Here is a 23,458-nt window from a genome sequence, read left to right as displayed (position 1 = left end):
AGTGCAACCGCCAAAACCGCCTTCCGTTCATCAGGCCCAAAACCGGTTGTCAAGGCCTGGAGCGATGGCCGAAGGGGTATGACCCTTTGATTTCGTCTCCCATAAACAACGGAGGATCATCGCCTTTTCAATAACGTTAATTTTGGTCTTGATTCATAGGGGTTATTACAAAATAAAAAGAAGGGCCAAGGTTATTGAGGTTTTTTCCGGTCCGGAGGCTGTCTACAAAATGGTGTATCTGATACTATCGCATATGAACGAAAAATACAGACAAAAAAGCTTACCGGGATTCCGGGAAACCATCGCTAAATTCAGAAAAGCCTCTTCCCCCACGGACACACTTGACTAAACACTATGTACAGTTCTTTTTTGGCTTCTTTAAGCTGCACTATTATTTATAAGCATAGTAGCATAATTCTCTAAATAGATTGCTGCATATTAGGAGAAGAAAAAACTGCAGATAATCTCCTCCCTTTTAGCCCAGGCAAGGAAACCCGGGGCCGATCTTACGTGGTTTGCATCCGTCGAAGAGCTCAAGAAAGCAGCGTTTTTAAAGCTCTCCGTTGATTTCGGCCAGGACTTCCCAGAGCTTTTTAACCTCAGGTGCCAGGTGCCATTCCTCCGGGCGAGTTACATAGTCCAGCGCATCCCGGGTAAACCGGTAAAAATGAACCGTACACCCTCGGTACTCCTCATTGTCGCCGTTCCAGCGTACAAAGTTTCCGGGGAAGATCCCCGCCAATTTCCAGCCCCCTTTAAGACACCACTTCTGTGTAATGTCATGCCAGGTTTCGCAAAAGGTGGTGAAATATTCCGCACCGGTGCCTGCTGCAATCTTTCGGACAAAACATCGAAGCTCTCGCGATAGGCCTTTCCGGCGAAACCCCGGAAGGGTGGCCACAAAGGAAAACTCCACCTGAAGATTCCTCTCAAACTTGGTAAGCACCGACCCGGACAAAACCGTGCCCGTCTCAACCTTCTCCAAAACGGCCATACAGTAAACCTTGGAGCTTGCATCCTCGTCCCAGCGATCCCATAAGGCCACCCACCGTTCGTACTGGTCCGGATCGAGCAGGAATTCATGGGGTGAGCCGTATAGCTCCGGATATCCCAGGCGCCAGAGGCGCGCGGCAGATTCAATCAGGTCCCTTCGGAGCAGGGTTACGCGGTATTTTCCACCTTCCAGCTCCACAGGCTGAACCTTCGGCCACACGATGCGCTTCGGCCGCACCGGACGAGTGCGGCACGAAGAGGCCATTTTTCTATAAGGACGACTTTTTTCCATGGAGACACTCATGTTGACCTCCTCCCTTGACTCCTGCTTTTTTCACAAAACCACACGGGCGTCGGCCACCGTAAAGGTGCCGTTGTGGAAGATAACGGGGTTGCAATCCAACTCCTGTATGGAGAAACACTCCATGAGATGAGATACGGTTACAATGAGCCGAGCGAGTGCGTCTCTGTTGACCGGTGCCGATCCTCGTATTCCCTCCAGAACCGCCGATGCCCGAATCTCTTCCATCATCTCCCGGGCGTCCTCTTCGGTGACGGGAGCCAGCCGAAATGCCACGTCCCCAATGGCTTCCACCCAGATGCCACCCAGGCCGAACATGACCACAGGACCGGCCTGTACATCCCGGATCCCGCCCACAATAAGGTCCGTACCCGTCGGAACCATGGGTTGCACGCACACCCCTTCCAGCCGGGCATCTGGTGCCTTGCGGGCTACGGTTTCCATCATGTACCGATAGGCGCGGCGAAGTGCCTCCTCGTCCGTAATGTTGAGCACCACCCCGCCTACGTCGCTTTTGTGAACAATATCAGGGGAAGCGATCTTAAGAACGACCGGATAGCCGATCTCCCGGGCAGCCGAAGCCGCTTCGTCCTCGCCCGAAACCAGAACAGCATGTGCAGTCCTAATGCCGGCCAGTTCCAGCATCCGCTTTGCCTGGTGCTCCAGCAGGATCTTATTGCCCGAGCTACGGAGATCCTCTACAAAATCCGAGAGCTCCTCAGGAAATTCCAGGGGAGACGCAAAACTTCTCCGGCGACCCCTTAAACGTGACGATCTATAAAGGTTTGCAAGGGCGGTAGCAGCTCTTTCCGGCGTGGGATAGGCCGCCACACCAGCTTCCATCCAGGCATCGAATTCCTCACGGGCATAACCGGGTGCACCCCATGCCACCACGACGGGTTTCCCTGACCTCGCTGCTACTTCACCGAACTGCCGCGCAGGAAAGGTCTCCACATTGGGATCACCCAGGCCCGACATGCAGACGGCTAGAGCTGCATCCACGCCGGCGTCTCTCGCTAGGATTTCCAGCACCTTCACGTAAAGGCTGCGGTCGAGGTAGCCGAAGGTGGTGAGATCTACCGGATTGTCCGGTGGCATGAAAGGTGCCAGGACCCCTCTGGAAACCAGTGCCTCTTCGGTAGCTCCGCTGATATCCGCCAGAACAAGGCCATGCCGGGCTAGGATGTCGGATGCCAGCACGGCCGGCCCGGCCGTGTGAGTGATAATGCCCACGCGGTTTCCTTGAGGCAAGGGGTTTAGTGAAAGAATCTTGGCCGCGTCCACCAGTTCTTCGATGGAGTGCACCCGAATAAGGCCTGCCTGACGGAATGCGGCCTCATAGATTCTTTCAGCCCCGGCCATGCTCCCTGTGTGAGATCTGGCCACCTTGCGGCCGGCCTCCGTGTAACCTGCTCCTAGAACCACCACAGGCTTCACGGCCGCACATTTCAAGGCCGCTTCGTAGAAGCGCCGCAAGTCATCCAACCCCTCTATGAAAAGCGCTACCACGCGAGTGTGCGGGTCGTATGCCAGGTAGTCAAGCATGTCGGCAAATTCCACGTTGGCCCGGTTCCCCAGGCAGACCAAAGTGCCCAGAGGAATCCGGTCTTCCGCAAACCGAATGGCTCCAAACCCGGCCACACCTCCGCTCTGACTGACCAGCGCAATGGATCCAGGCTCTCTAAAAAGATCCGACAGAACGGGCATGAAGGTAGCGTTCATAAGGCTATGGGATCTGAAAAAACCCAAAGTGTTGGGGCCAATGATCTTCACTCCTGCTTCGTCGGCTGCGGCCTTGAGTCTTTCCTGATCACGGCGCCCTTCCTCCCCCGCCTCTCGGAATCCCGCCGTGTAAATAACGGCTCCCCTACACCCCTTGGTCAATGCCGCCTCAAAGGATTTGAGAATGTGCTTTTGAGGGATGGCAAAAAGGAAGAGATCCACGGCATCGTCCGGGATGTCCTCAATGGACGGATAAGCTTGCCGACCCAGGATTTCTTTAGCTCCACCGGCATGAACAGGATAAACCTTCTCCACGTCCGATGCCAGCAGAGAACGCATGACGAAGTTGCCTACCTTACCGCCATGGGTGGAAGCTCCCACCACCGCAACGGCTCGTGGGTAAAAAAGAGCATCAAAAGCAGATTGCGCCGTTCTGTCCATCCTTTCCATAGTTGCCCTCCAAAAAAGAATGAATAACGATAGAACTTCTCTTATAAAATGCCGCCCCTGCACCTTAAAGCCCGTCAAACTCTCCCGGTGCAGGTGATGTTATATCCTCTCATTGCCATAAAGCGGCTTTGCCGAACTTTTTACCGACAAAACGCTCCAGATATCAGGTTTCTTGAAGGCTTTACCTGCCTGCTCTCAGCAATAGACGGCACGGGACACTCTATCGGTGCAGATTGATGGGGAATGGAAGATCATGACAGGTCAAATTCTATCATGCAGACGCCACAACAGTCCTCAATCACTATTGTGCTCTGCACAGGCATTCATTATCAACAGGCGAACACGCCAGAAACCATGGTGTTTTACCTACCTCAATGCCAAAGGAAGAAGTGCAACGAAAATTGGGCTTCTCCCTGGGTCTTGCAGCCCCATCGGGGTTTTCTATTACCGTTGCATCTTTTTAGAGCCTCCCAAAGTTTAGAGTAATTGCCTATATGCTTGATTCAACAAAGATGTTTTCAAAAAGCCTTAAACTCGTCAAGGTACAAGTTGCTCTGGTATTCTTTACTCCTGATGTCTTTTGTAATATAAGCAGGTGGTGTTGATCATGGGAAGTTTTCTTATTGGGCTAACGGAGATTTTTTGATTGGGAGGGATTTGATAGCGATGGGTAGGCGCAAGGTTTTCAGGGAAGATATGAGATGCCCGCACTGTGGTAGCAACTGGTGTATAAAGAACGGGAGGGCAAATGGTAAGCAGACTTACCTTTGCAGGCATTGCAATTATAGATTTACTCCTGAAGCTAAGAGGCATGTGCATCCGAGGTGGCTAAAAGAGAAGGCTATTGGTATGTATCTTGAGGGCATGAGTATCTCGAGTATAAGTAGGGCTTTGGGTATCAGTTTAGTTACTGTGTATTCATGGATAAAAAAAAGCCCTATGGGCTTTAAAGGTTTACAGGCGTAGATGTTCCAGGCAGAGAGAAATCAAATGTAAAGAAGTGAGTTTGGACGAGACGTGGACGTATGTCGGGTGCAGACGAGGTGCAGGCAGGAACGGTAACTGGATGTGGACGTGCCTGGCTGACGGTAGGTTTTTGTTTGAGGTGGGTTCGAGAAGTGAAGGGACATTTCTTCGGTTTTATGACGAAATTCCCGAAGCAGAGGTTTATTACACAGATGACTTCAAGGTCTATGATTGGTTGCCCTTTAACAGGCACGTGAAGGGGGCCAGGGGCAAGGCAAAGACCAACAGGAATGAAGGTAGGCATTCGATTTTGAAAGATAAACTTGCCGGATTGAGAAGAAAGACAAAAGCTTACAGCAGAAGTGCCCTTATGCTCTGTGGTTCAATTGCTCTCCTTACGGTCAAAAACAATTGGATATAAATCCTCATGAGCAAAGAATACCCTAAAATTTTTCAAAGGTCTCGGTAAGGATAAAGAAGGTGTGGGAAAATGAATGCTTACGAATATATCATTTCAAAGCAAATTGAATGGGCAAAAAATAAAGGGATCAAAATCATAGAGAAAAGAAATGGTAATACTTGGACAGCATATACAGAAAAATTAGAAGACAATTTTTTCCTTCGTTCCATTAGTGAAGAAACCAAGGCAGAACTGGAAAAAGGAGATGGGAACGAACTGTCTACTAAAAACGGTAAACCTAAGATTCAAGCTCTCTATTCATCCAGTGCTTTAGCCATTAATGTATTTGATTTTTTGAGAAAGACAAGAAGAGCTGATATCGTTATGAATATCATCGCGAATCTTTTTGATAGTAAAACTACTAATACAGATAGACTTCTACATGGGGATATTTGTTTTGAAATGAAAGCTCCAATAAAAGGGATTAGAGGAAAATCACCGAATATTGATGTAGTTATAGTTCCTTATGTTGATACCATTTGTGAGGTTATAGCAATTGAGAACAAATTTGCAGAACCATATAGAGGTAAGAAAGCAGTGCACTTTTCAAAACAATACTTTCAAGAACAATTCATCTGGAAAAAAATTCCTCATGTCAGAAGACTCGCTGACTTTTTAAATAACGAAGAAAAATCCTTTAACTACCTTGATGCTGCTCAACTTATTAAACACATTTTAGGATTAACGTCTAAGCCTGAGAATTTCTGGTTATTATATCTATGGTATGATGTTCCAGGAGAAGAAGGATACCGCCACAGAGAGGAGATTGAATGTTTTAAAGAGGTGGTGGAAAAAGATGGGGTGAAATTTCATCATATAACTTATCAGGAACTGATAACAAAACTTTCCAGTTATAGAGATCAGTTTCCAGAATACATTGAATATATAACGACTCGTTACCTTTAAGGAATATTAAGGTTATTTGAAGGGCAATTTAACATTCCAACTGATACAGTGAAGTCCCCCGCCTTTTAAAAGTATTTCTCTGGCATTAATTGTCCTGATATTGCAGTCAGGAAAGATTGTTTTAAACTGTTTTAAAACAATCTTCTCTACCTCGTGACCAACTACTGGCAGGATGATGCTATTGCCAATATGTATGTAGTTTATGTAAGCCCAATAAAAACGATGCTTTATAGGGACAGTAAGAGGGATAATATTAAATGGTATGCGAGAGAGGGCACTTTTTAATTTCCTCTGGTAAGTGGTGCTTTCATTTGATAAATCGTTAATAAGTATAGTGTTGTCATCAATAAACCTTACCATACCATCAGCATGGCCGTAGATATCATAAGGCTGTCTGGGCAGAATATAAATATTTTTTACCATGAGAGACCTTTGAATGGTTTTTATTAACTCATCTCTGTTAATTGAATGATTTTCTTTGAAAATCTTATCAGTTAAGATTGCCGTATCTGAAGAATAGATAATATTTCCACCATCAAGAATCAGCTCACTATAAAGGGGACTTATTTGAAGAGCATTGTTTATCGGAGCTGGTTCAGTTTTTAACTGACAGTATTTTCTATCTTTTAAATAATCTGGATCATATCTAAACTGAACAAATTCTGTTTTGCTTATCTGCACCGGCATGTAATCTCTACACCAGATATCCTTAGTAAAAGGCAGAAATGAGTATTTGATGGCCTCCTCTTTTAAGATATCCTTCAGTCTTCCCCAAAAACGAGGATGTTTCTCAGGAAGTAGCTCTGAAAAATAGAGGAAGTTAGTTTTCCATTCAGGAATCATAACATAATTATACAATACACACTCTACTGGGTATTCTTACGAAACCGGCCGGTGATTCTTATTTAATCCGGACACCCATTCTTATCTATTCAAGGCCACCTCCTCTGTCAACTATTTTACCACCTCGTTCGCGACTGGCACGATTACTATCAACACCCCCTGGCCTTGCTGGAAACCTTTGTTGAGAAGAACCGCTTTGAGGGCACCTGTTAGAGATCGGCAAAGCGGCTGGAAGTGGGGCCACCAAAGGCTGCGGCAGATACCACCACATTTACTCCAGGCCAATCGGGGCCGTCTTCCTCTTATTGAACTCCAATCGGCAGGGATCGCTCAACTGGAAGAGTGCGTCGAAGAGCTGGAGGCCAGCATAAAGCGGAACTCCTCCGGCTCCGACAGGCCTCTTTCCTCCGATCTACCCCAGCGACCTCACTTTGAAATTGAAATTATCTTCCCAACTTTCATAATGGCCTGACGATAACTTCCCGGAGGAGTGTGCTGTGCAGGAAGGAATCATAGCGTATGTCTCACTCCTGTTCGGTCTTTCAGTTTTGGTCCTTATGCTGTGCCATAAGCTAAAAATACCGGTCCTCGTGGGACTGATCATTACAGGACTGATTGCAGGCCCTTATGGTCTCGGCATCGTCCATCGAGGACATGAAGTGGAAGTTCTCGCCGAAATCGGCGTTATCCTGCTTCTTTTTTCAATCGGGCTTGAATTCTCGATGAAAGAACTCTTCAGGATCAAAAGGTTTGTTTTTATCGGGGGGCTTTTACAGGTCATCATAACGACGGGACTTGCTTATGGTGCTTCAGTCGTGCTGGGAATACCCGGGCATAGGTCTCTCGTTCTGGGTTTGCTGATTTCTCTGAGTAGCACGGCGATAGTCGTAAAGGAGCTAGAGAGAAAGGGTGAACTCCATACGCCCCACGGGCGTGTAGTACTGGGTATGCTGATTTTTCAGGACCTAAGCATCGTACCGATTATGCTGACGATACCGCTTCTCGCAGGCGACGGATTGGCGCCGGCAGCATTGGCTACAAACACTATCAAGGGCATTCTGATAGTTGCCGTGGCGTTGATAGGAGCAAAATGGGTTGTGCCGTCACTGCTGTTCCAGATAACCCGTACCAGGATAAGGGAACTATTTTTACTGAGTGTTATAACCGTCTGCATGGGGATTTCCTGGGCAACCGCTCAGGTCGGACTTTCTTTTGCACTTGGAGCATTCCTTGCTGGACTCGTACTATCCGAGTCGGAATATGCCCGGCAGGCGCTGGGAAACATAATTCCCTTCAGAGATGTTTTTACCACTTTTTTCTTTGTATCCATCGGAATGCTGATGGACACGTCCCTGCTGGTACAGAAACCGGCCTTCGTTCTTCTGGGCATTGCGGGGGTTTTGACCTTAAAGGCCACGGCGGCATGTACGGCAGCGCTACTTCTGGGAATGCCTATCAGAACCGCAGTTATTGCGGCCCTGGCCCTCAGTCAGATAGGGGAATTTTCCTTCGTCCTTGCGGGTTCCGCATTCTCCGAAGGTATTCTGGGCAAAAACGAATACAACCTTTTTCTGCTGGTATCCATAATGACCATGATTTTAAGCCCTTTTCTGCTGGAGTTTGCTCCCAGGCTGGGATATTCGATTGCCAGGCTACCCATGCCGTCAAAGATCCGCCAGGGCTATTACGCGAAATCACGGCTCGAGAAGGATCCGAAAAATCATCTGGTCATTATCGGGTTTGGTATTACCGGAAGGCACATGGCTCAGGCCTGCAGGGTTTTTAAAATACCTTACGCCGTCCTGGAAATGAACCCGGAGACGGTAAGAACCGAAAGAGAAAGAGGAGAACCCATATTCTACGGTGATGCGACCCACGAGTCGTCACTTGAGCAGGTTCATGTCCGGGAGGCAAAAGCAGTTGTCGTGGCGATAAACGATCCCACTGCAACCCGTCGAATAGTGGAGTTGCTCAAGAAGCTGAGGCGGGAGCTTCAGGTAATCGTAAGAACCAGGTATCTGCAGGAAGTGGAGGAACTCAGACGCCTTGGTGCAGATGAGGTGATAGTAGAGGAGCTGGAAACGTCTCTGGCTATGTTCGCAAGGGTGCTTAACAAATTCCTGGTTCCACTGAACGAAATAGAGCGGCTGGTGGTAATGCTCGGTTCTGACGGTTATCGGATGATGAGAGAAGACGACTACGCCGGCAAAATAGTGACGCAACTGAAACCTTTTACGGTGGATCTGGAAGTAATGTCCTTCAGGGTGGAAGAGGGTTCTTCCTTTGACGGTGCTACACTGGCTCAGCTGGAGCTACGAAAAAAATACGGCGTTTCGGCCGTAGCCGTGCGTAGAGGAAACAATCTCTTTGCCAATCCGTCGCCCGACATGGAGATCCGGGCAGGTGACCTTGTCGTCCTTCTCGGTTCCCCTCTGGACATTATGAAGGCCAGAGGGCTTTTTTTGAGTAATCCTCAAAAGGAGGGTGAGGAGGGCTCAAACCCTGTAGCCGGCAGTGAATAAGTATGGACAGCCGGAAGTTACACAGGGTTTTCCGGTGCGCACTCCATTAAACAGACAGATAACACCTGATCCACCGGGGATATTGCATAATCGTATGCGGAGAGGGCTATTTCCGCGGGGCTCTGAGATTCTATGCTACCGCTCGTTTAGCCTCATTCTTCAGGGGCATTAGCCTGTCTATTGCCTCTGCTTCGGCACTTCCTGCGGTCGCTTTAAAAATCCCCTCTTTGTTCGCCTACGTAAAACTGAGCCCTTTATCGCTATTGATTCTGTCGATTTAGTGACTATCATCTAGGAAGAACCATTATCAGTTAGTAAAAAACTTTAAGGTTTATTAACCGACAGGTTATGCAGGAGAGTGTACTATGGCACATCATTCGGTGACGCTTCAGGGTAAAGAGGTGAAGCTTTCGGGAGTGCTTCCGGAGGTGGGGCAGAAAGCCCCGGCCTTCAGAGCCGTGGCTCAGGATCTTACCACCGTTGAGTTTCCCGGTAAGTTTTCCGGTAAGGTTGTTGTTCTTGCTTCTGTTCCCTCTTTAGACACCCCCGTTTGTGACATCGAGGGAAAACGGTTCAACGAAGAGTCAACGAAGCTCAGCTCCGATGTTGAAATCGTAATAGTGAGCATGGATCTTCCTTTTGCACAGAAGCGCTGGTGTGGTGCATCGGGGGTAGAACGCCTCACGACCCTTTCCGACCATCGATGGGCTTCCTTCGGTAACGCTTACGGGGTTTTGATGGAAGACCTGAGGCTGCTTGCCAGAGCCGTTTTCGTCGTGGATGCTTCCGGAGTTATACGCCATGTACAACTGGTTCCTGAGGTGACCCATGAACCCGATTACGATTCAGTTCTCAAAGCCGTGAAAGAGTGCATCGGTTAGACCGGGCTCGGGGAGGGAGAATCATGACCAGGACGGATTCGCGGATCAGGGATTTTCTCTGTGACTTCGTGGACCTCAAGAAGAGGAAAGCGGAGCTATATGCAAAGGCGGCTCAGGAGTGTGAGGATCAGGTCGGGCGAGAAGCCTTTGATTTACTGAAGGGTGAAGAACAAAGTGCTCTTGAGAGGCTTCAACGGCTTGAAAGCATCCTTGTTGCCGAAAATCGCCTCGATCCCTCCTGTGCCTACAATCCCGAAAGGGTCTCCATTGCCGAAAAGCTGATTTCAAAAGCGAAAGAACAGCTTAGCGCAGGGGAGGCCTGTACGAAACACATTGAGGCACTGGATCTGGGAATAGAGCTGGAAAGGCAGGCCGTGGCAATGCTGGAGAAGTTCCTCAAAGTTGCCGAATCCCGGGAGGAAGAGGAAATCCTGTCCCGGTTTCTCGAGGAGGATAGGGAACACCTGAGGGCATTGGAGGACCTGAAATTTTACTATTCCAATCCCGAAGCGTGGTTCATGGAAAAGGGTAGGACGGGTTTAGACGGAGCGTAAAGGCTTAACAGAGCCGAAAAGGAGGAGTATCATGGTAAATACGCCAAAACACTGCCCCGGTTTTGAACAATTCAAGCACCTCACCTCTTTTATGTGTAAATGTCCGGAGTGCGGCAAGGAAATAGAAATCTTCTCCGATGAGGCCGATAAGCCTCATAATTGTCCGGGCTGTGGAAAGCCCGTAGATTTCACCAGGTGTTCTCTCTATGCAAAGGCCTAATTGCAATATCCGGAGGGGGGAGCCCCCCTCTTTCTAAAAAGGTATAAGAGATGCCCAATAGGCTGATAAACGAAAAGAGTCCCTATTTGCTTCAACACGCCAACAATCCCGTGGACTGGTATCCCTGGGGTAACGAGGCCTTCGAGAGGGCCAGGCTTGAGCAGAAGCCCATATTTCTTTCCATAGGCTACTCGACTTGCCACTGGTGCCATGTGATGGCTCGTGAGTCCTTTGAAGACCCGGAGATTGCCGATTTCCTCAACCGCCACTTTGTACCCGTTAAGGTGGACAGAGAAGAACGGCCAGATGTGGACGAAGTTTACATGGCCTTCTGTCAGGCTCTCACCGGCTCGGGCGGGTGGCCTCTCTCGGTTTTCCTGACTCCAGATGGAAAGCCCTTTTTCGCGGGTACCTATTTCCCCAAAAGCCGTCGTGGCAATGTTCCGGCATTTCGGGAAGTTCTTGAGATAATCGCAAAGATCTGGCAGGACAGAAAAGCCGAGGTGGAAGAAAATGCCCGTAAGATGGTGGACATTCTCAATCAGCGCATAACACTGGAGGCAAGCCCGGATTTTGATGCGGAAAGGCTTTTTCACGATGCTTTTGAGAGCCTCTCTCATGCCTTCGATCCTCAATGGGGTGGTTTTGGGCCTGCTCCCAAGTTTCCGACACCTCACCAGCTGATGTTTCTTCTCAGGTATTATTCAAAGTACGGAAACGATAACGCTCTCCAGATGGTCGAGCGAACCCTCGAAATGATTCTCACCGGAGGAATATACGACCATCTGGGTGGAGGAATTCACAGATACGCCGTGGACAGAGAATGGATGATCCCTCACTTTGAAAAAATGCTTTACGATCAGGCCATGATTACACTGGCCCTCGTAGAGGCACACCAGTGTGCCGGAAACGAGCTTTTTGCCGGGGCAGCCCGGGAAATAAGTGACTATGTTCTCAGAGATCTTGCCGAACCCGAAGGGAGGTTCTTTTTTTCGGCGGAAGATGCGGAAAGTGGAGGAGAAGAAGGGGCTTATTATCTGTGGACTCTTTCGGAGATTCTGGAGACACTGGGGGAAGAAGACGGCCTGCTGGCTGCAGGGGTTTTTGGAATAACGGAAGAAGGGAATTTTATGGGACGCAATGTGCTGTCCCGACGGACCCTTTTGCTACAGGGCGAGGACAGATCCGTTTCGGAGAAAATCGGAGAGATCAAATCGAAACTTCTTCGCAAAAGATACGAACGCCTCAGGCCTTTCAGAGACGAAAAGGTCATATCTTCCTGGAACGGCCTTGAGATTGCCGCACTTGCGTCGGCAGGGCTGGTTCTTGAGCACCAGCGGTACATTGACGTAGCCCTCAGAGTTGCTCGCTACCTGTGGGAAAACATGAAGGACCGCCGAGGCTATCTTGCTCACACTATGTTCAAAGGCCTTTCAGGGTCTTCCGGGTTTCTCGAAGATTACGCCTTCTTTGCCTTTGGTTGTCTGGAGCTTTACAGGGCAAGCGGGGATCCGGAGATCCTCTTCATCGCCAGCGAGGCATCCAGATCCATGTTGGACATCTTCTGGGACCCCCGGGAAGATTTCTTCAAATATTCCGTGAGTGACGGCCCCTCCCTTGACCTCATTCCTGCAGGCTACTACGACGGTGCCGTTCCTTCGGCGGTAAGCTGTGCTTTTGCGGTTGTGGAGCGCTTCTATCGGATTACGGGGGATCCCGTGTGGAGGGATGTTTCCGACAAGGTCTCAGGGAAGCTCCTTACCATGGCCCAACGAACCCCCGTGGGGGCCACCTTTTTCCTGAGCACCCTCCTGGAATCTTACCTGCCCAAAGAGGACATAGTTTTTCTTCCCGGCAGGGACATAAGCACCGGACAATTTTTGACGGCCATCGCAAGACGATTTTCTCCCGGAAGAGTCGTGGTATGCCTGCCCGAGAACGACGGTCAAAGGCGTACACTGGCCGATCTCATTCCCTACACCGGGAATATGGAAAAAATAGGGGAATACTCAACGGTTTATTCCTGTGTGGACGGAGTGTGCAGTGCACCTTTGAGAGCCTCAGAATTTCTCAGGGGATTTTAGTAAAGGGAGGGAAGGTATGCAAAACCTCGACAGGTTGATCAACGTTTATGAGTTTGCTTTAAATCAGGAATATACCGGAAAAGCTTTCTTCGAAACGGCTTTGAGCCGTCTGAGCGTAGGTGCGGCCGTTGATGCCTTTAAAAAACTCATACAGGAGGAGGAAAAACACATCCGCTTTATTTCTTCAATTCTCGAAAGGCTCAGGGAAGGAAAAGAACTGAGGGTGGAAGAGTTGCGAGAAGTCGTGGGTGAAGTACCCAACTACTTCGTGGATAGAGCCACTAAAGAGCGCCTGGATTCAACGGTGCTGGACTCCATGATCCCCGATGTAACGGTTTTCAATACCGCCTGGCTCATCGAAAAGGACCTGAGCGATTTTTACCGCCGCATGGCCGAACGTAGCGATGGAGAAGTCAGAGGCGCGTTCAGGCTGTTGTCAGAGTGGGAAAAGGTCCACGAAGAGTTTTTCCGTGAATACAGAGATCGACTTCAGAAGATGTACGAGGGGCTTCCCTGGGGCGGATAATTTCTCGTTGAGAGACCTCTCTTACCGCTGGGTCTTTTCGTGAAGTCTGCTTTTTAAGAACTCGGGCAGCTTTCTTACGAAGTCTCCGATTTCGTCCCTTACGCGCCTGTAGTGGTTAAGCGCCTCTTCTTCGCTCTCGGCAGACATAGCCAGCACAGGAGGGTCGTCGAAGGGAACGTGGACGTAAAGGGTTCTGGCAGGAAAGACAGGACATGATTTTTTTGCGCTGTCGCAAAGGGTTATCACATAGTCGAACTCCAGATCTTCCACAGCTTCAATGGACTTGGACTTCTGACCGGAAATGTCTATCCCCACTTCCTGCATCACTTTCACGGCTCTGGGATCAATGCCGTGAGGGCTTACGCCTGCCGAATGGGCTTCGAGCCAGTCACCGTGCAGATGCCGCGTCCATCCCTCGGCCATCTGGCTTCTGCAGGAGTTTCCGGTACAAAGATAAAGGATTCTCTTTTTGTTCATCCTTTCCTCCCCGGAAAATGCTGGAAGCAGAACATCCACTACCTTTTTGACCTTTCATAAAGGGGCTGCCGATCTCCCGGCAGCCCCATGAAGGTTCTCAGATTTCCGTTGCCACCCTGTAACCTGAATGGATTGCGTCAAAAGCCTTGCCTATCTTTGAAGCATCCCCGATTACGTAAACGGGGATTTCCAAAGATTCCGCCATGTCTTTGAAGGGATTAAAGGGTCGCGCTCCTGTGGCGAGCACGACGGTTTCCGCAGGTATAACGACCCGGCTTCCATTCTGCTCAACCTCAATGCCGCCATCTCTGATAGCAACGGCCTTTGTCGATGTAAGTACCTTTACTCCGTGGCGCTGTAAGTCCTGCAGGAAACACCATCTGGTACTCAGGCCAACATCCTTCCCTATCTCAGGGAGCATTTCTATCAGGGTGATTTCCTTCGTTCCTCTGGAGGCATATTCCAGAAGGAGTTTCGGGTCATCGGCCTGATGAGTCAGAAGGAACCTCAGCGCTTCACCCTTGAGGGTTCCGCAGTCCGCAAGGTACAGAGCCGTTTCAATGCCCACGGCTCCTCCACCCACGACGACGACCTTCTGCCCCGTCCAGGCCCTTCCCGAGAGAACATCCCAGGCCTGTAGAATCTGAACCGATTCGGGAGGGTTGTCCAGGCCTGGGATAGGCGGGGTCAGCGGCTCTGCGCCCGTTGCGACTATCAGAACGTCGGGGGAAATTTCCCGTACGAGTTCCGGAGTTACTTCCGTGTTCAGCGTAACCTTGATGGCTCTTTTCGTGACCTGCCGTGCCAGATCCTCCGCAAGCTGCAGGAACTCTTCCCGTCCCGGCGGCGCACCTGCAAGGAGTAGCTGCCCTCCCAGACGGTCGCCTTTTTCAAAAAGCATGACCTCATGACCTCTATCGTGAGCCGTAATGGCCGCGCTCATTCCTGCCGCCCCACCCCCTGCTATCAGCACCTTCTTTCTTCGGGAGGCCTTTGGTGGGGTTTCTTCCATTTCGTGACCCGCCCTCGGATTGCAGAGGCACTCCACGGAGCGCATCTTAAAGAGATTGTCGAAACAGCCCTGAGCACAGGCCACGCAGTGGATTATTTCATGTTCGCGCCCGGTTCTCGCTTTTTCGGGCAGATAGGGATCCGCTATAAGGCTTCGTGCCATCGCAACCATGTCGCACAGGTGGTTTCCTATAAGCTGGCGGGCCGTTGCGGGATCGTTTATACGATGGCCCGAGATAACGGGGACGGGCAGTCGCTCCCTGAAGGTTCTGGCAAGGTATGCAAAGGCACCCCTGGGAACCTCCGAGACTATTTGAGGTACTCTGGCTTCGTGCCATCCAACGTTGATGTCCAATGCACAGATTCCTTCTTCCACAAGCCTTGAAGCATAGGTGAAAAGATCCTCTCGGGATATTCCTCCCGGCATCATGTCGTTTCCATTAAGCCTTACGAGAACGGGAAAATCCGGGCCAACCGCTTCACGAACGGCTCTGACCACTTCAATGCCGAATCTCATGCGGTTTTCCAGAGACCCCCCGTACTCGTCGTTGCGCCGGTTGGTGAGAGGCGAAAGGAACTCACTTATGAGGTACCCCGTACCGCTCAGGATTTCCACGGCGTCAAAGCCGGCTTCTCTTACGCGCCTGGCAGCCTCGGCAAAGTCTCTTACGGTCGCTTTGATTTCTTCTATTGTCATCTCGCGCGGGGTTTCCTTCGTGAGACGGGACGGAATCGGCGATGGGGCAACGGGAGGTTTACCGCCCAGGAAGGCTGAAAGGTTATACCTGCCTGCGTGGTTAAGCTGAACCGCCGCCGCAGCGCCATTTTCCCTGATTGCACCGGCCAGTTTTTTCAGCCCGGGAATGAATTCATCTTTATGAGCACCGATGTTTCCGGGCCCTCCTGCGTATTCGTTCACCGTTGCAAAGCCAACGATAATCAGCCCTGCTCCACCCTTTGCCCGCTCGGCGTAAAAAGCACAAATTCGGTCGGTCACCTTACCCCGGTCGGCCATGTTCAGATGTACCGCCGGCATTACTATGCGGTTTCTGACGACAAGACCTCCCAGACTGATGGGTTCAAAAAGAGGATCTCTCATCTTTAACCCCTCCTGATAATTGGTTTTTCATTCCCCTCCGAAAAAGCGATCTTCACAGTCTCCTTCCGGGTCCACCCGATTAACACCGGCTTCCCTGAGGAGACGTTCTACCCTTTCTTCGCAATACCATTCGATCTGACGACATATCCCCCTGATTATTTTCACGTCTCTTGCCCGTAACTGCATGCGGCTGAAAAACCTCCGGATGTTCATCATCCAGTATTCGGGGTTCTCGGGGTTTATAAAATGAATCTTTGCCAGGGTCCTTGAAAGATGGTCGTACATGGCTTCAAGCTCAAAGCTTGAGGCAAGGCGTGGCACGAAGTCAGGGGGAAACTCTGCCGATGCGGTGAATATCTCGTAGAGCATAATCATCACGGCCTGGGCGAGGTTAAGAGACGCGAACTCGGAGGTGGGTATGGTCACAAGGGTATGGCAGAGCTTGAGCTCACGGTTGGCCAGGCCCCGGTTCTCGGGGCCGAAGAGAAGGGCAATTCTGTTGTTCTGGCTTATCGGAATGAGCTCCCGGGCCACCTCCCGGGGGTTCATTACCGTTCGCCTCTGAGAACCCCGCCGTGCCGTCGTGCCGACTATGTAATTGAAGGGCCCAAGAGCCTCGGCAAGGTCGTCGTAAACTTCCATGTTGGCAACCACGTCTTCGGAGGCATGAGTGGCCATTTTGAGGATCCTTGTGAGATCGCAGTCAAGGGGATCCACAACAATCAGGTGGAATATGCCCATGTTTTTGCATGCCCGCGCCACAGCCCCTATGTTTTCCGGGAAGTGAGGTCTGTGAAGTACGACGGCAATGTTATCAAGCCGAGCCCTGTGGACGGGTTTTATTGGGGTATGGTTGCTCCCTGCCATTTATGCTGCACTTTCCGTAGTGAGTTCACCTTTTCCTGATAATTTTTGACACCTCGGACAGCTCATCAAGAAGTCTTTTTATGCGGCCTTCGCCGAGCTGTTTCTCAATCCGGCTCTGAGCCGCTTCCCAGAGAGGAATGGCCTTTAAGAGAACTTCCCTTCCTTTTTCCGTGATTTCAACGAATCTCTGCCGCCGATCGTCGGCCCCGTGCCTTACGACCACAAATCCCTTTCGTTGCAAAACGCTTAGATTTCGGGTGAGGGTTGTTCGATCCGTCATCGTGATGCGTGAGAGCTCCGAAAGGCTTATCGGTTCCCGGGCTTTGGTTGCCATAAGAATTGCGTACTGGGTGGCTCTGAGGCCGCTTGGCCTCAGGGCCTCATCGTAATAACGGGTTATGTGCCTTGCTACCTTTTTGACGTTGTAGCACACACAGCGCTTTCCTATCTCTTCAATTTGCGGCAAAAGGCTCTGCTTTTCTTCTTTCTCTTTCGTCATGTTCCGTGATAGTCCTGTCATTCAGAATGTCGTAGCCTTTACGTGTATATACACATAAAATTGTAAAGTCAAGATCTAAACGACCGGAAATCAAGTCTTTGCCGAAAAAGGAGAAGGGCAGGGGGGATAAGCCCCCCGAAAGGAAACTCCGCTAGTGATCACAAACGTTGGGTCCCTGAATCAGGGTACCCTCCAGGTAATCTCTTACCAGATTCTCCGGGTAATCAGCGGGAGCCCCAAAGAAAACACGAATACCGAGCTGTTCGAATAAGCTTATCGCCCTCTGACCCATACCCCCTGCTATGACAACGTTTACTCCCTGATCCGCCATCCAGCGGGGTAACAGACCCGGTTGATGAGGCGGTGCCTGAATGTCCGTCCTTTTCAATATCTTCTTGCTCCCGGGATCCACTTCGATAAGGGCAAAATACTCAGAGTGGCCGAAGTGCATGGACAGGCGGCCGTTCGCAAGAGGAATTGCTATCTTCATACACATACCTCCCTGGGTTCTTTCTCTTTCACTTCTTCGGGGAAACGGTTTTCTATCTCCCCGACGATTTTCAAAATTTCCTTCGTTGCCGGGGAATCGGGAAAAGCCCTCACAAAAGGTCGGCCTTCATCGCCGGCCGCGACGATTTCGGGATCTATGGGAATCGAGCCCAGAAAGGGCACTCCCATTTTTTCCGAAAGCTCCCTTCCACCGCCTTTTTTGAAAATATTTGTAACGCTTTTACAGACGGCGCAGACAAAACCGCTCATGTTCTCGATCAACCCTACAATGGGAACCCTTACGGCACGGCAGAAGTTAATGCACTTCATCACGTCCACGGCCGCAAGTTTTTGAGGAGTCGTCACGATCAAAGCGCCGTCAACGCGCTCAAGGGTGTGGCAGACCGAAAGAGGCTCGTCTCCGGTACCGGGAGGGCAATCAACTACGAGGTAATCCAGTTCACCCCAGATGACCTCTTCGATAAACTGCCTGATAATGTTTGACTTCATCGGGCCTCGCCATACCACGGCATCTTCCGGAGAACGGAGCAGAAAGCCTGCCGATATGACTTTGAGCCCGTCACATTCCACGGGGATCAGCCCTTCTTCCTGTCCGTAGAGCGGTCGGCCTTCCATTCCCAGCAGTGTGGGCACGCTGGGACCGTGTATGTCCACGTCCAGCAATCCCGTCCTGTAGCCCTTCATGGCCAGTGCCACAGCCAGATTGACGGCCACCGTGCTTTTTCCCACACCGCCCTTGCCGGACATTACCACCAGTCTACGGCGAATACCGCACAGACGCTGGGCCCTCTTCTGGCGTTTTGCAAACTCCTCTTCGCTCTCTCCCTCTTTTCGCCTTTTGGCCGAGCATGATACTTCCGTACAGCTTTTGCAGCTCTTCGATTCCGTCATTGACCCTTTTCCTCCGTTTCCTTTCCGCCTTTCAGATTCCTCAATGCGGCCTGAAGGGCTTCTACGGCCAGAACTGCACAATGTTCGGCATCTTCAGGCAGATCTATTCGGCTCAGGATGTCCCGGGGTGAAAGAAGCTCTGCATCCCGAAGCCTTTTTCCTCTGATCAGCTCAATTGCCGACACTGTGCAGGCTCTGGAAGGGAGGCAGCCTCTGACCCTGCAGGCCGCATCGACGATGACATCACGATCCGTTTTTATCCATATTTCTATTTCGTCTCCGCAGGATCCCCGGGTTACGGCATGTCCGTTCCATCCGTCCGGGGCCGGAAGAAGATCACTTTCAGAAGTAAGCCCGATTGCGAACTCCAGGGCTTCTTCGAACTTACTTCCACGAAACTCCATGCTCCCCTCCAGCTCTCTCTATCTCCTGCCATATCGATTCGATGATAACCGCCAGTCTCCCGTCGAGCCGAACCACCGGCTCCCCTGTCAGTTGAGCTCTCGTAAAGGCAGGATTGTAAGGGATGCGGCCTACAACGGGGGCACCGAGCTCTCGTGCTTTCTTCTCTATGCTCCCGGCCATCTTCTCGTTTATGTCCCACCTGTTCAGGCAGACCAGGGCGGGAATCCTGAAATGCTTTGCAAGCCCGATGACCCGCTCCATGTCGTGGCATCCCGAAAGCGTGGGTTCTACCACCACCACGACAAGATCCGCTCCGGTAACAGAAGAGATCACGGGACATCCGATACCGGGTGGGCCGTCAACCAGGACCAGTGGTATGGCCCGTCTCCGTGCTATTTCTCGGGCCTGCTTTCTCACGACGGAAACCAGCCGGCCGGAATTTTCCGCCCCTATGCCGAGCTGGGCGTGGACCATCGGCCCGAAAGAAGTCTCAGAAATCATCCAATGACCGCAAAGCCTGGGGATAAAGTCCACGGCTTCCTCCGGACACAGGCGGACGCACAGACCGCACCCTTCACAGGAAAGCTCGTCGATCCAGAATCGCCCGTCCCGGGGAATTACCGCATCAAAGCGGCAATACTCGGCGCACACCCCACAGCCGTTACACCGATCGGCCTTTATAACCGCACTGTGCCCGCTCCAGAATTCGTGCACTTCCACCACTTCGGGATTAACGATCAGGTGAAGGTCTGCCGCATCCACGTCGCAGTCCGCAAGAACGCACTTTCCCGTAAGGCTTGCAAAGGCGGCGGTGAGGCTCGTTTTGCCGGTGCCGCCCTTGCCGCTTATGATAACTATTTCGGTGGGCTTTTCGTCTTTCATGATGATTCACCTGTCATGACAGTGCCTTTTGTCACAGGGTTCGCCTCTTCCGCAGCAGGTCTCACCTGTATGTTCGTAGCCACAGGCCTTTCCAGGCGGTGTACCACCTCTGAATATGAATCCCGTACCACCGGTTATTATCTGCTTCACCGGACCTCCACAGACGGGACAGTTCCCCGGTCCGGCTTCGCTTATGGAATGAAAGTGCTCGAAGGAGTAACCGCACCTTCTGCATTCGTATTCATAGGTAGGCATTTCCGACTCCACCTATATCCCGAATTTTCACGGCAATTTCTTTAAAAAGGGGTCTGTATTCGGGCAGTACATCGACGAGAATGTCTCCCCGTGAGTAAGCTTCGGCAATCCGCCGATCTTCGGGAATCTCCCCCAGAACCGGGATACCTTCCTCTTCACAGAATTTCACAACCCTGTCGTCGCCGATGTCAGAGCGATTGATCACCACCCCGAAGGGGACTCCGAGCTTTCTCACCATTCCCACGGCGAGCTTCAGATCGTGGAACCCAAAAGGCGTTGGCTCCGTCACGAGGAGAGACACATCGGCCCCTCGAACCGTCGTGATGACGGGACAGGACGTTCCCGGTGGAGCATCGAGGACGGTTGTCATTCCCGGTTTCATTCTCGCCTTAACGGCTCTGATCAGCGGCGGAGACATGGCAACCCCGACATTCAACCGCCCCTGTATGACCGTTATTGAATCCTGCCGCCAGGTTTCAACAATTCCGATCGGCCTTGGAACTTCCCGAAGAGCCTTTTGAGGGCACAGGACAAGGCATCCGCCACAACTGTGGCAGAGCTCGGGAAAAACCAGAGGTACTTTGTTCAGCACGACGAGGGCGTTAAACTGGCAGAACTCCGAGCATTCACCACAGCCGTTGCAAAGCTCCTCCCGGGGCTCCGGTATTGAAATGCTGATCTCTTCTGTGTGAGAACCGTGAGGGGGGAGAAAGAGATGAACGTTTGGTTCCTCCACATCGCAATCGAGAAGCTGCACCGGTTCTTCTATGACCCTGGCTATGTTGACTGCAAGAGTGGTCTTCCCGGTGCCGCCCTTTCCAGATGCAACGGCAAGGATCATACCCAGTGCCCCTCCACATCAGGCGAGCCGGCTTCGACGAGCTTTCCGCTTTTGAAGGCCTCTATTGCTTCCTTTACCGTTCTGTCCTGGCTGTAACAAACTTTGATACCTGCGGACTTCAGAACCTGAAAGGCCTTGGGCCCGCAATGGCCCGTTATCACGGCTTCTACGGCTTCCCGGGCTACCTTCTGAGCCGACTGAAGACCCGCTCCCTGGGGGGCGTTGAGATTCTGGCTGTTATCAATGGCGTAATAAGTGTCGCTTTCGGTATCGTAGATTATGAACTTCGGGGCTCTGCCGAAGCGGGTCTCGAGCAGGGAATCCGGCGTGTCACCCGAGGACGTTATCGCAATCTTCATGGAGAAGCCTCCCTGTTCGATCCGGGTCGGGGGCCACCCCCCGCCCGGAAGAGGTTCGGATTATTCGGTTTTCTCCCTTTCGAGCTCGGCAAGGCGTTTCTCTATTCTTGAGAGCTCTTCCCTAAGGGCCTCTGCTTCTTCTTTCAGGTAGTCTTTTTCCAGCTCTGGATCCGGAGCCGTATAGGGACCGGGTGGAACCCACCAGGGCCATGCCGGTGGAGCCCACCAGCCGAGGCCCCGGCGCCATCCACGCCCACGACCGAATCCGAACCCCCGGCCCCAACCTCTTCCCCGGCCCCGGCCTCTACCGGGCCAGGGGTTCAGGTAGCCGGGTGCTCCAAAGCCTGCACAGAATCCGGCGGCTCGACCCGTCATCGGTCCCAGACCCCAGGGACCCGTTCTATCACCGCGTGGCATGGTAAACCTCCTTAACGCTTATTCTCTGTACATGGGCCCGCCACACCGCGGGCAGATTTCCTGACTGCAGGGCACACCCCTCTTATGGGGTTCCTTATGTCCGCAGTTTCTACAGACGCAGTAACCTCCCGGACCTGCCCCCTGTCCTCGCTTGCGCCGTCTCTGTCCCGGACCCTCTCCGCCAGGGCCGGGTCCTTCTCTTTCTTGCTGACCCATAAGCCCATTCTCCCCTGAGGAATAGAAAACCGGTTCTGCAAAGTACTTCCGATAGTTTGCACACCCCGGCATGATGAAGCTCTGATGCAGGAACCGTCCCTGGACCCAGGCATCTTTGATTTCCCGGTAGGTTCCGGCAATAAAGGGAACCACGAGAATGCCCGAACAGCGGAGCATCTTGAAAAGCGGTCTGGAAATGGCACCGCAGAAGAGCTCCTGGACCTGCTGTTCTCTGAGTAAACGCACTCGGTCCCAAGGTGAAGGGGAAAAGCAGGTAAAGATACTTTCCGAAACAAACTCATTGCCGCTCCGCTCCACAATTCTTATCTCTCTTGCCACATCGAAAACCGGTGCAATTAGATTTCTCCATACCGAAAAGGCCGCTTTACTTCCCATAAGCCGGTTCCTGCGGTTCTGTTTTAGGAGCACCCTTTAGTCAGGCAATATTCGGGCCAGGATTGTTTTGTTCGGAGAAAGTGCCGTAATTTCGGTAGGTTGGTTTTTTACCCTTCAGGGGAAGAGCCGGGAAATCGTCGCAGGACTGCGACAAAAACAAACAGATTTGTCGCAAAAAAGCTACACCGCAATCCCCTCAAGCCGGGTCGGGTTTTTCGACCAAGTAAGCAGAAGAAGGGAGGTTACAATCCCCTCGAATCGGATCAGGCTTTCCGACACGTAATAATCCTCCCTCCTTATCTTTTAGCCTGACCTATCCCTTCTCTTTCCAATCTGTGTCCACTCCCGACGCAGAAAGAAATTAGCTTTTGATTAGAGCACAAGAGCAATTTTAAGCCGCTTTTTTCCGGTGTTTTTGGGCTTCTACCTGCCAGAGCCAGGAATCACCAATCGTTAAACCCACCCGAACCGTCGTCGTCAAATGAGGTATTACGGCTGAAATCCCAATCGTCGTCAAATGAGAGATCACGGCTGAAATCGCAACCATAAGGGTTACCATCAACATCAAACCCACCGATGCCACCTATCATGAGCAAACCGGTGGCCGGATTTATTACGGTTTCGTCCCGGTCGTCCAGGATTTTCCCATGGGCATCCATTACACAGTCATTATTGAGCCCCACAGAGGAATCAGAAGAAAACAAACCAAAAAACCAATCGAGCAGTTTTCTCATACCCCCCCCTCTTTGTATTTAGTGTCTGGCGGAGTGGTCCGCGAAGCAGAGCATCCGTGTTGCTCCGCCCATCTTTCGCCGCACTCGGCAAGCCGTCTTTCTTCTGCGCCTGTCGCAATCCCCTCAAATCGGGTCAGGTTTTCCGACTCAGCGTTTCGATGAGTTAGCAAA

27 protein-coding genes are annotated in these 23,458 nt (G+C 51.4%); 10 read left to right on the top strand and 17 right to left on the bottom strand.

Going from position 1 to position 23,458, the window contains the following annotated elements; all coding sequences use genetic code 11:
• Positions 1 to 550 precede the first annotated feature (550 nt).
• Complete coding sequence (locus tag BM091_RS12380) at positions 551 to 1,297, bottom strand: hypothetical protein (protein WP_093396188.1); 747 nt, start codon at positions 1,295 to 1,297, stop codon at positions 551 to 553.
• Positions 1,298 to 1,327: 30 nt separating this feature from the next.
• Positions 1,328 to 3,466, bottom strand: coding sequence for an acetate--CoA ligase family protein (locus BM091_RS12375; protein ID WP_093396186.1), 2,139 nt, complete (start codon positions 3,464 to 3,466; stop codon positions 1,328 to 1,330).
• Between the two features lie 666 nt (positions 3,467 to 4,132).
• Between BM091_RS12375 and BM091_RS12370 the strand changes: the two genes are divergently transcribed.
• The 3 genes from BM091_RS12370 to BM091_RS12360 all read left to right on the top strand — a co-directional run bounded on the left by BM091_RS12370 (position 4,133) and on the right by BM091_RS12360 (position 5,798).
• On the top strand, positions 4,133 to 4,432 hold the full coding sequence (locus tag BM091_RS12370; protein ID WP_093396185.1) for an IS1/IS1595 family N-terminal zinc-binding domain-containing protein: 300 nt from the start codon (positions 4,133 to 4,135) through the stop codon (positions 4,430 to 4,432).
• 34 nt (positions 4,433 to 4,466) lie between these two features.
• Positions 4,467 to 4,853: an IS1 family transposase gene (locus BM091_RS12365; RefSeq protein WP_245735371.1), complete on the top strand. Its 387-nt coding sequence runs from the start codon at positions 4,467 to 4,469 to the stop codon at positions 4,851 to 4,853.
• Positions 4,854 to 4,922: 69 nt separating this feature from the next.
• Positions 4,923 to 5,798, top strand: coding sequence for a PGN_0703 family putative restriction endonuclease (locus tag BM091_RS12360; RefSeq protein ID WP_093396181.1), 876 nt, complete (start codon positions 4,923 to 4,925; stop codon positions 5,796 to 5,798).
• A 12-nt stretch (positions 5,799 to 5,810) separates the two neighbouring features.
• Here BM091_RS12360 and BM091_RS12355 read toward each other — a convergent pair whose 3' ends face one another.
• Positions 5,811 to 6,656, bottom strand: a complete 846-nt coding sequence (locus BM091_RS12355) for an agmatine deiminase family protein (protein ID WP_143083148.1) — start codon at positions 6,654 to 6,656, stop codon at positions 5,811 to 5,813.
• Between the two features lie 181 nt (positions 6,657 to 6,837).
• On the opposite strand from BM091_RS12355, the gene BM091_RS12350 reads away from it, so the two are divergent.
• From BM091_RS12350 to BM091_RS12320, 7 genes are all read left to right on the top strand, one after another.
• On the top strand, positions 6,838 to 7,113 hold the full coding sequence (locus BM091_RS12350) for a hypothetical protein (protein ID WP_143083147.1): 276 nt from the start codon (positions 6,838 to 6,840) through the stop codon (positions 7,111 to 7,113).
• Between the two features lie 25 nt (positions 7,114 to 7,138).
• Positions 7,139 to 9,163, top strand: a complete 2,025-nt coding sequence (locus BM091_RS12345; RefSeq protein WP_093396176.1) for a monovalent cation:proton antiporter family protein — start codon at positions 7,139 to 7,141, stop codon at positions 9,161 to 9,163.
• A gap of 365 nt (positions 9,164 to 9,528) precedes the next feature.
• Entirely contained in the window at positions 9,529 to 10,044 is a 516-nt protein-coding gene (gene tpx, locus BM091_RS12340; RefSeq protein WP_093396174.1) for a thiol peroxidase, read from the top strand.
• 23 nt (positions 10,045 to 10,067) lie between these two features.
• On the top strand, positions 10,068 to 10,598 hold the full coding sequence (locus BM091_RS12335; protein ID WP_093396173.1) for a ferritin family protein: 531 nt from the start codon (positions 10,068 to 10,070) through the stop codon (positions 10,596 to 10,598).
• 31 nt (positions 10,599 to 10,629) lie between these two features.
• Positions 10,630 to 10,818, top strand: coding sequence for a hypothetical protein (locus BM091_RS12330; protein WP_093396171.1), 189 nt, complete (start codon positions 10,630 to 10,632; stop codon positions 10,816 to 10,818).
• 50 nt (positions 10,819 to 10,868) lie between these two features.
• Entirely contained in the window at positions 10,869 to 12,902 is a 2,034-nt protein-coding gene (locus BM091_RS12325; protein WP_093396170.1) for a thioredoxin domain-containing protein, read from the top strand.
• Between the two features lie 16 nt (positions 12,903 to 12,918).
• Positions 12,919 to 13,428 carry a ferritin family protein gene (locus BM091_RS12320; RefSeq protein ID WP_093396168.1) on the top strand — a complete coding sequence of 170 codons (510 nt, stop codon included), beginning with the start codon at positions 12,919 to 12,921 and terminating at the stop codon, positions 13,426 to 13,428.
• Positions 13,429 to 13,449: 21 nt separating this feature from the next.
• On the opposite strand, the gene BM091_RS12315 is transcribed toward BM091_RS12320, so the two are convergent.
• The 14 genes from BM091_RS12315 to BM091_RS12250 form a co-directional block, all read right to left on the bottom strand.
• On the bottom strand, positions 13,450 to 13,905 hold the full coding sequence (locus BM091_RS12315; protein ID WP_093396197.1) for an arsenate reductase ArsC: 456 nt from the start codon (positions 13,903 to 13,905) through the stop codon (positions 13,450 to 13,452).
• A 97-nt stretch (positions 13,906 to 14,002) separates the two neighbouring features.
• Positions 14,003 to 16,015 (bottom strand): oxidoreductase, encoded by a 2,013-nt coding sequence (locus BM091_RS12310; RefSeq protein WP_093396166.1) that lies wholly within the window; start codon positions 16,013 to 16,015, stop codon positions 14,003 to 14,005.
• 27 nt (positions 16,016 to 16,042) lie between these two features.
• Positions 16,043 to 16,882, bottom strand: a complete 840-nt coding sequence (locus BM091_RS12305; RefSeq protein ID WP_093396165.1) for an RNA methyltransferase — start codon at positions 16,880 to 16,882, stop codon at positions 16,043 to 16,045.
• Between the two features lie 25 nt (positions 16,883 to 16,907).
• Complete coding sequence (locus BM091_RS12300; protein WP_093396163.1) at positions 16,908 to 17,381, bottom strand: MarR family winged helix-turn-helix transcriptional regulator; 474 nt, start codon at positions 17,379 to 17,381, stop codon at positions 16,908 to 16,910.
• Between the two features lie 151 nt (positions 17,382 to 17,532).
• Positions 17,533 to 17,871, bottom strand: coding sequence for a NifB/NifX family molybdenum-iron cluster-binding protein (locus BM091_RS12295; protein ID WP_093396161.1), 339 nt, complete (start codon positions 17,869 to 17,871; stop codon positions 17,533 to 17,535).
• On the bottom strand, positions 17,868 to 18,782 hold the full coding sequence (locus tag BM091_RS12290) for an Mrp/NBP35 family ATP-binding protein (protein WP_093396159.1): 915 nt from the start codon (positions 18,780 to 18,782) through the stop codon (positions 17,868 to 17,870). The genes BM091_RS12295 and BM091_RS12290 overlap by 4 nt, the downstream gene beginning before the upstream one ends.
• Complete coding sequence (locus tag BM091_RS12285; RefSeq protein ID WP_093396158.1) at positions 18,779 to 19,186, bottom strand: iron-sulfur cluster assembly scaffold protein; 408 nt, start codon at positions 19,184 to 19,186, stop codon at positions 18,779 to 18,781. Before BM091_RS12285 ends, BM091_RS12290 begins: the two co-directional genes overlap by 4 nt.
• Positions 19,167 to 20,069: an ATP-binding protein gene (locus BM091_RS12280; protein WP_093396156.1), complete on the bottom strand. Its 903-nt coding sequence runs from the start codon at positions 20,067 to 20,069 to the stop codon at positions 19,167 to 19,169. Before BM091_RS12280 ends, BM091_RS12285 begins: the two co-directional genes overlap by 20 nt.
• A 6-nt stretch (positions 20,070 to 20,075) precedes the next feature.
• Positions 20,076 to 20,324, bottom strand: a complete 249-nt coding sequence (locus BM091_RS12275) for an FmdB family zinc ribbon protein (RefSeq protein ID WP_093396155.1) — start codon at positions 20,322 to 20,324, stop codon at positions 20,076 to 20,078.
• Complete coding sequence (locus BM091_RS12270) at positions 20,311 to 21,165, bottom strand: ATP-binding protein (RefSeq protein WP_093396153.1); 855 nt, start codon at positions 21,163 to 21,165, stop codon at positions 20,311 to 20,313. The genes BM091_RS12275 and BM091_RS12270 overlap by 14 nt, the downstream gene beginning before the upstream one ends.
• Positions 21,162 to 21,524, bottom strand: coding sequence for a NifB/NifX family molybdenum-iron cluster-binding protein (locus BM091_RS12265; protein WP_093396152.1), 363 nt, complete (start codon positions 21,522 to 21,524; stop codon positions 21,162 to 21,164). Before BM091_RS12265 ends, BM091_RS12270 begins: the two co-directional genes overlap by 4 nt.
• A gap of 60 nt (positions 21,525 to 21,584) precedes the next feature.
• Positions 21,585 to 21,941: a DUF5320 domain-containing protein gene (locus BM091_RS12260; protein ID WP_093396150.1), complete on the bottom strand. Its 357-nt coding sequence runs from the start codon at positions 21,939 to 21,941 to the stop codon at positions 21,585 to 21,587.
• 18 nt (positions 21,942 to 21,959) lie between these two features.
• A complete protein-coding gene (locus tag BM091_RS14160) occupies positions 21,960 to 22,553 on the bottom strand; it encodes a NifB/NifX family molybdenum-iron cluster-binding protein (protein ID WP_218148895.1) in 594 nt (197 codons plus the stop codon).
• 443 nt (positions 22,554 to 22,996) lie between these two features.
• Positions 22,997 to 23,287, bottom strand: a complete 291-nt coding sequence (locus BM091_RS12250) for a hypothetical protein (protein WP_093396149.1) — start codon at positions 23,285 to 23,287, stop codon at positions 22,997 to 22,999.
• Between the last annotated feature and the right edge of the window lie 171 nt (positions 23,288 to 23,458).

The organism is Thermodesulforhabdus norvegica (assembly GCF_900114975.1).
Taxonomy (GTDB): Bacteria; Desulfobacterota; Syntrophobacteria; order Syntrophobacterales; family Thermodesulforhabdaceae; genus Thermodesulforhabdus; species Thermodesulforhabdus norvegica.
Note: the sequence above shows the minus strand (reverse complement) of the source record. Positions and strands in the feature narration are given on the sequence as shown.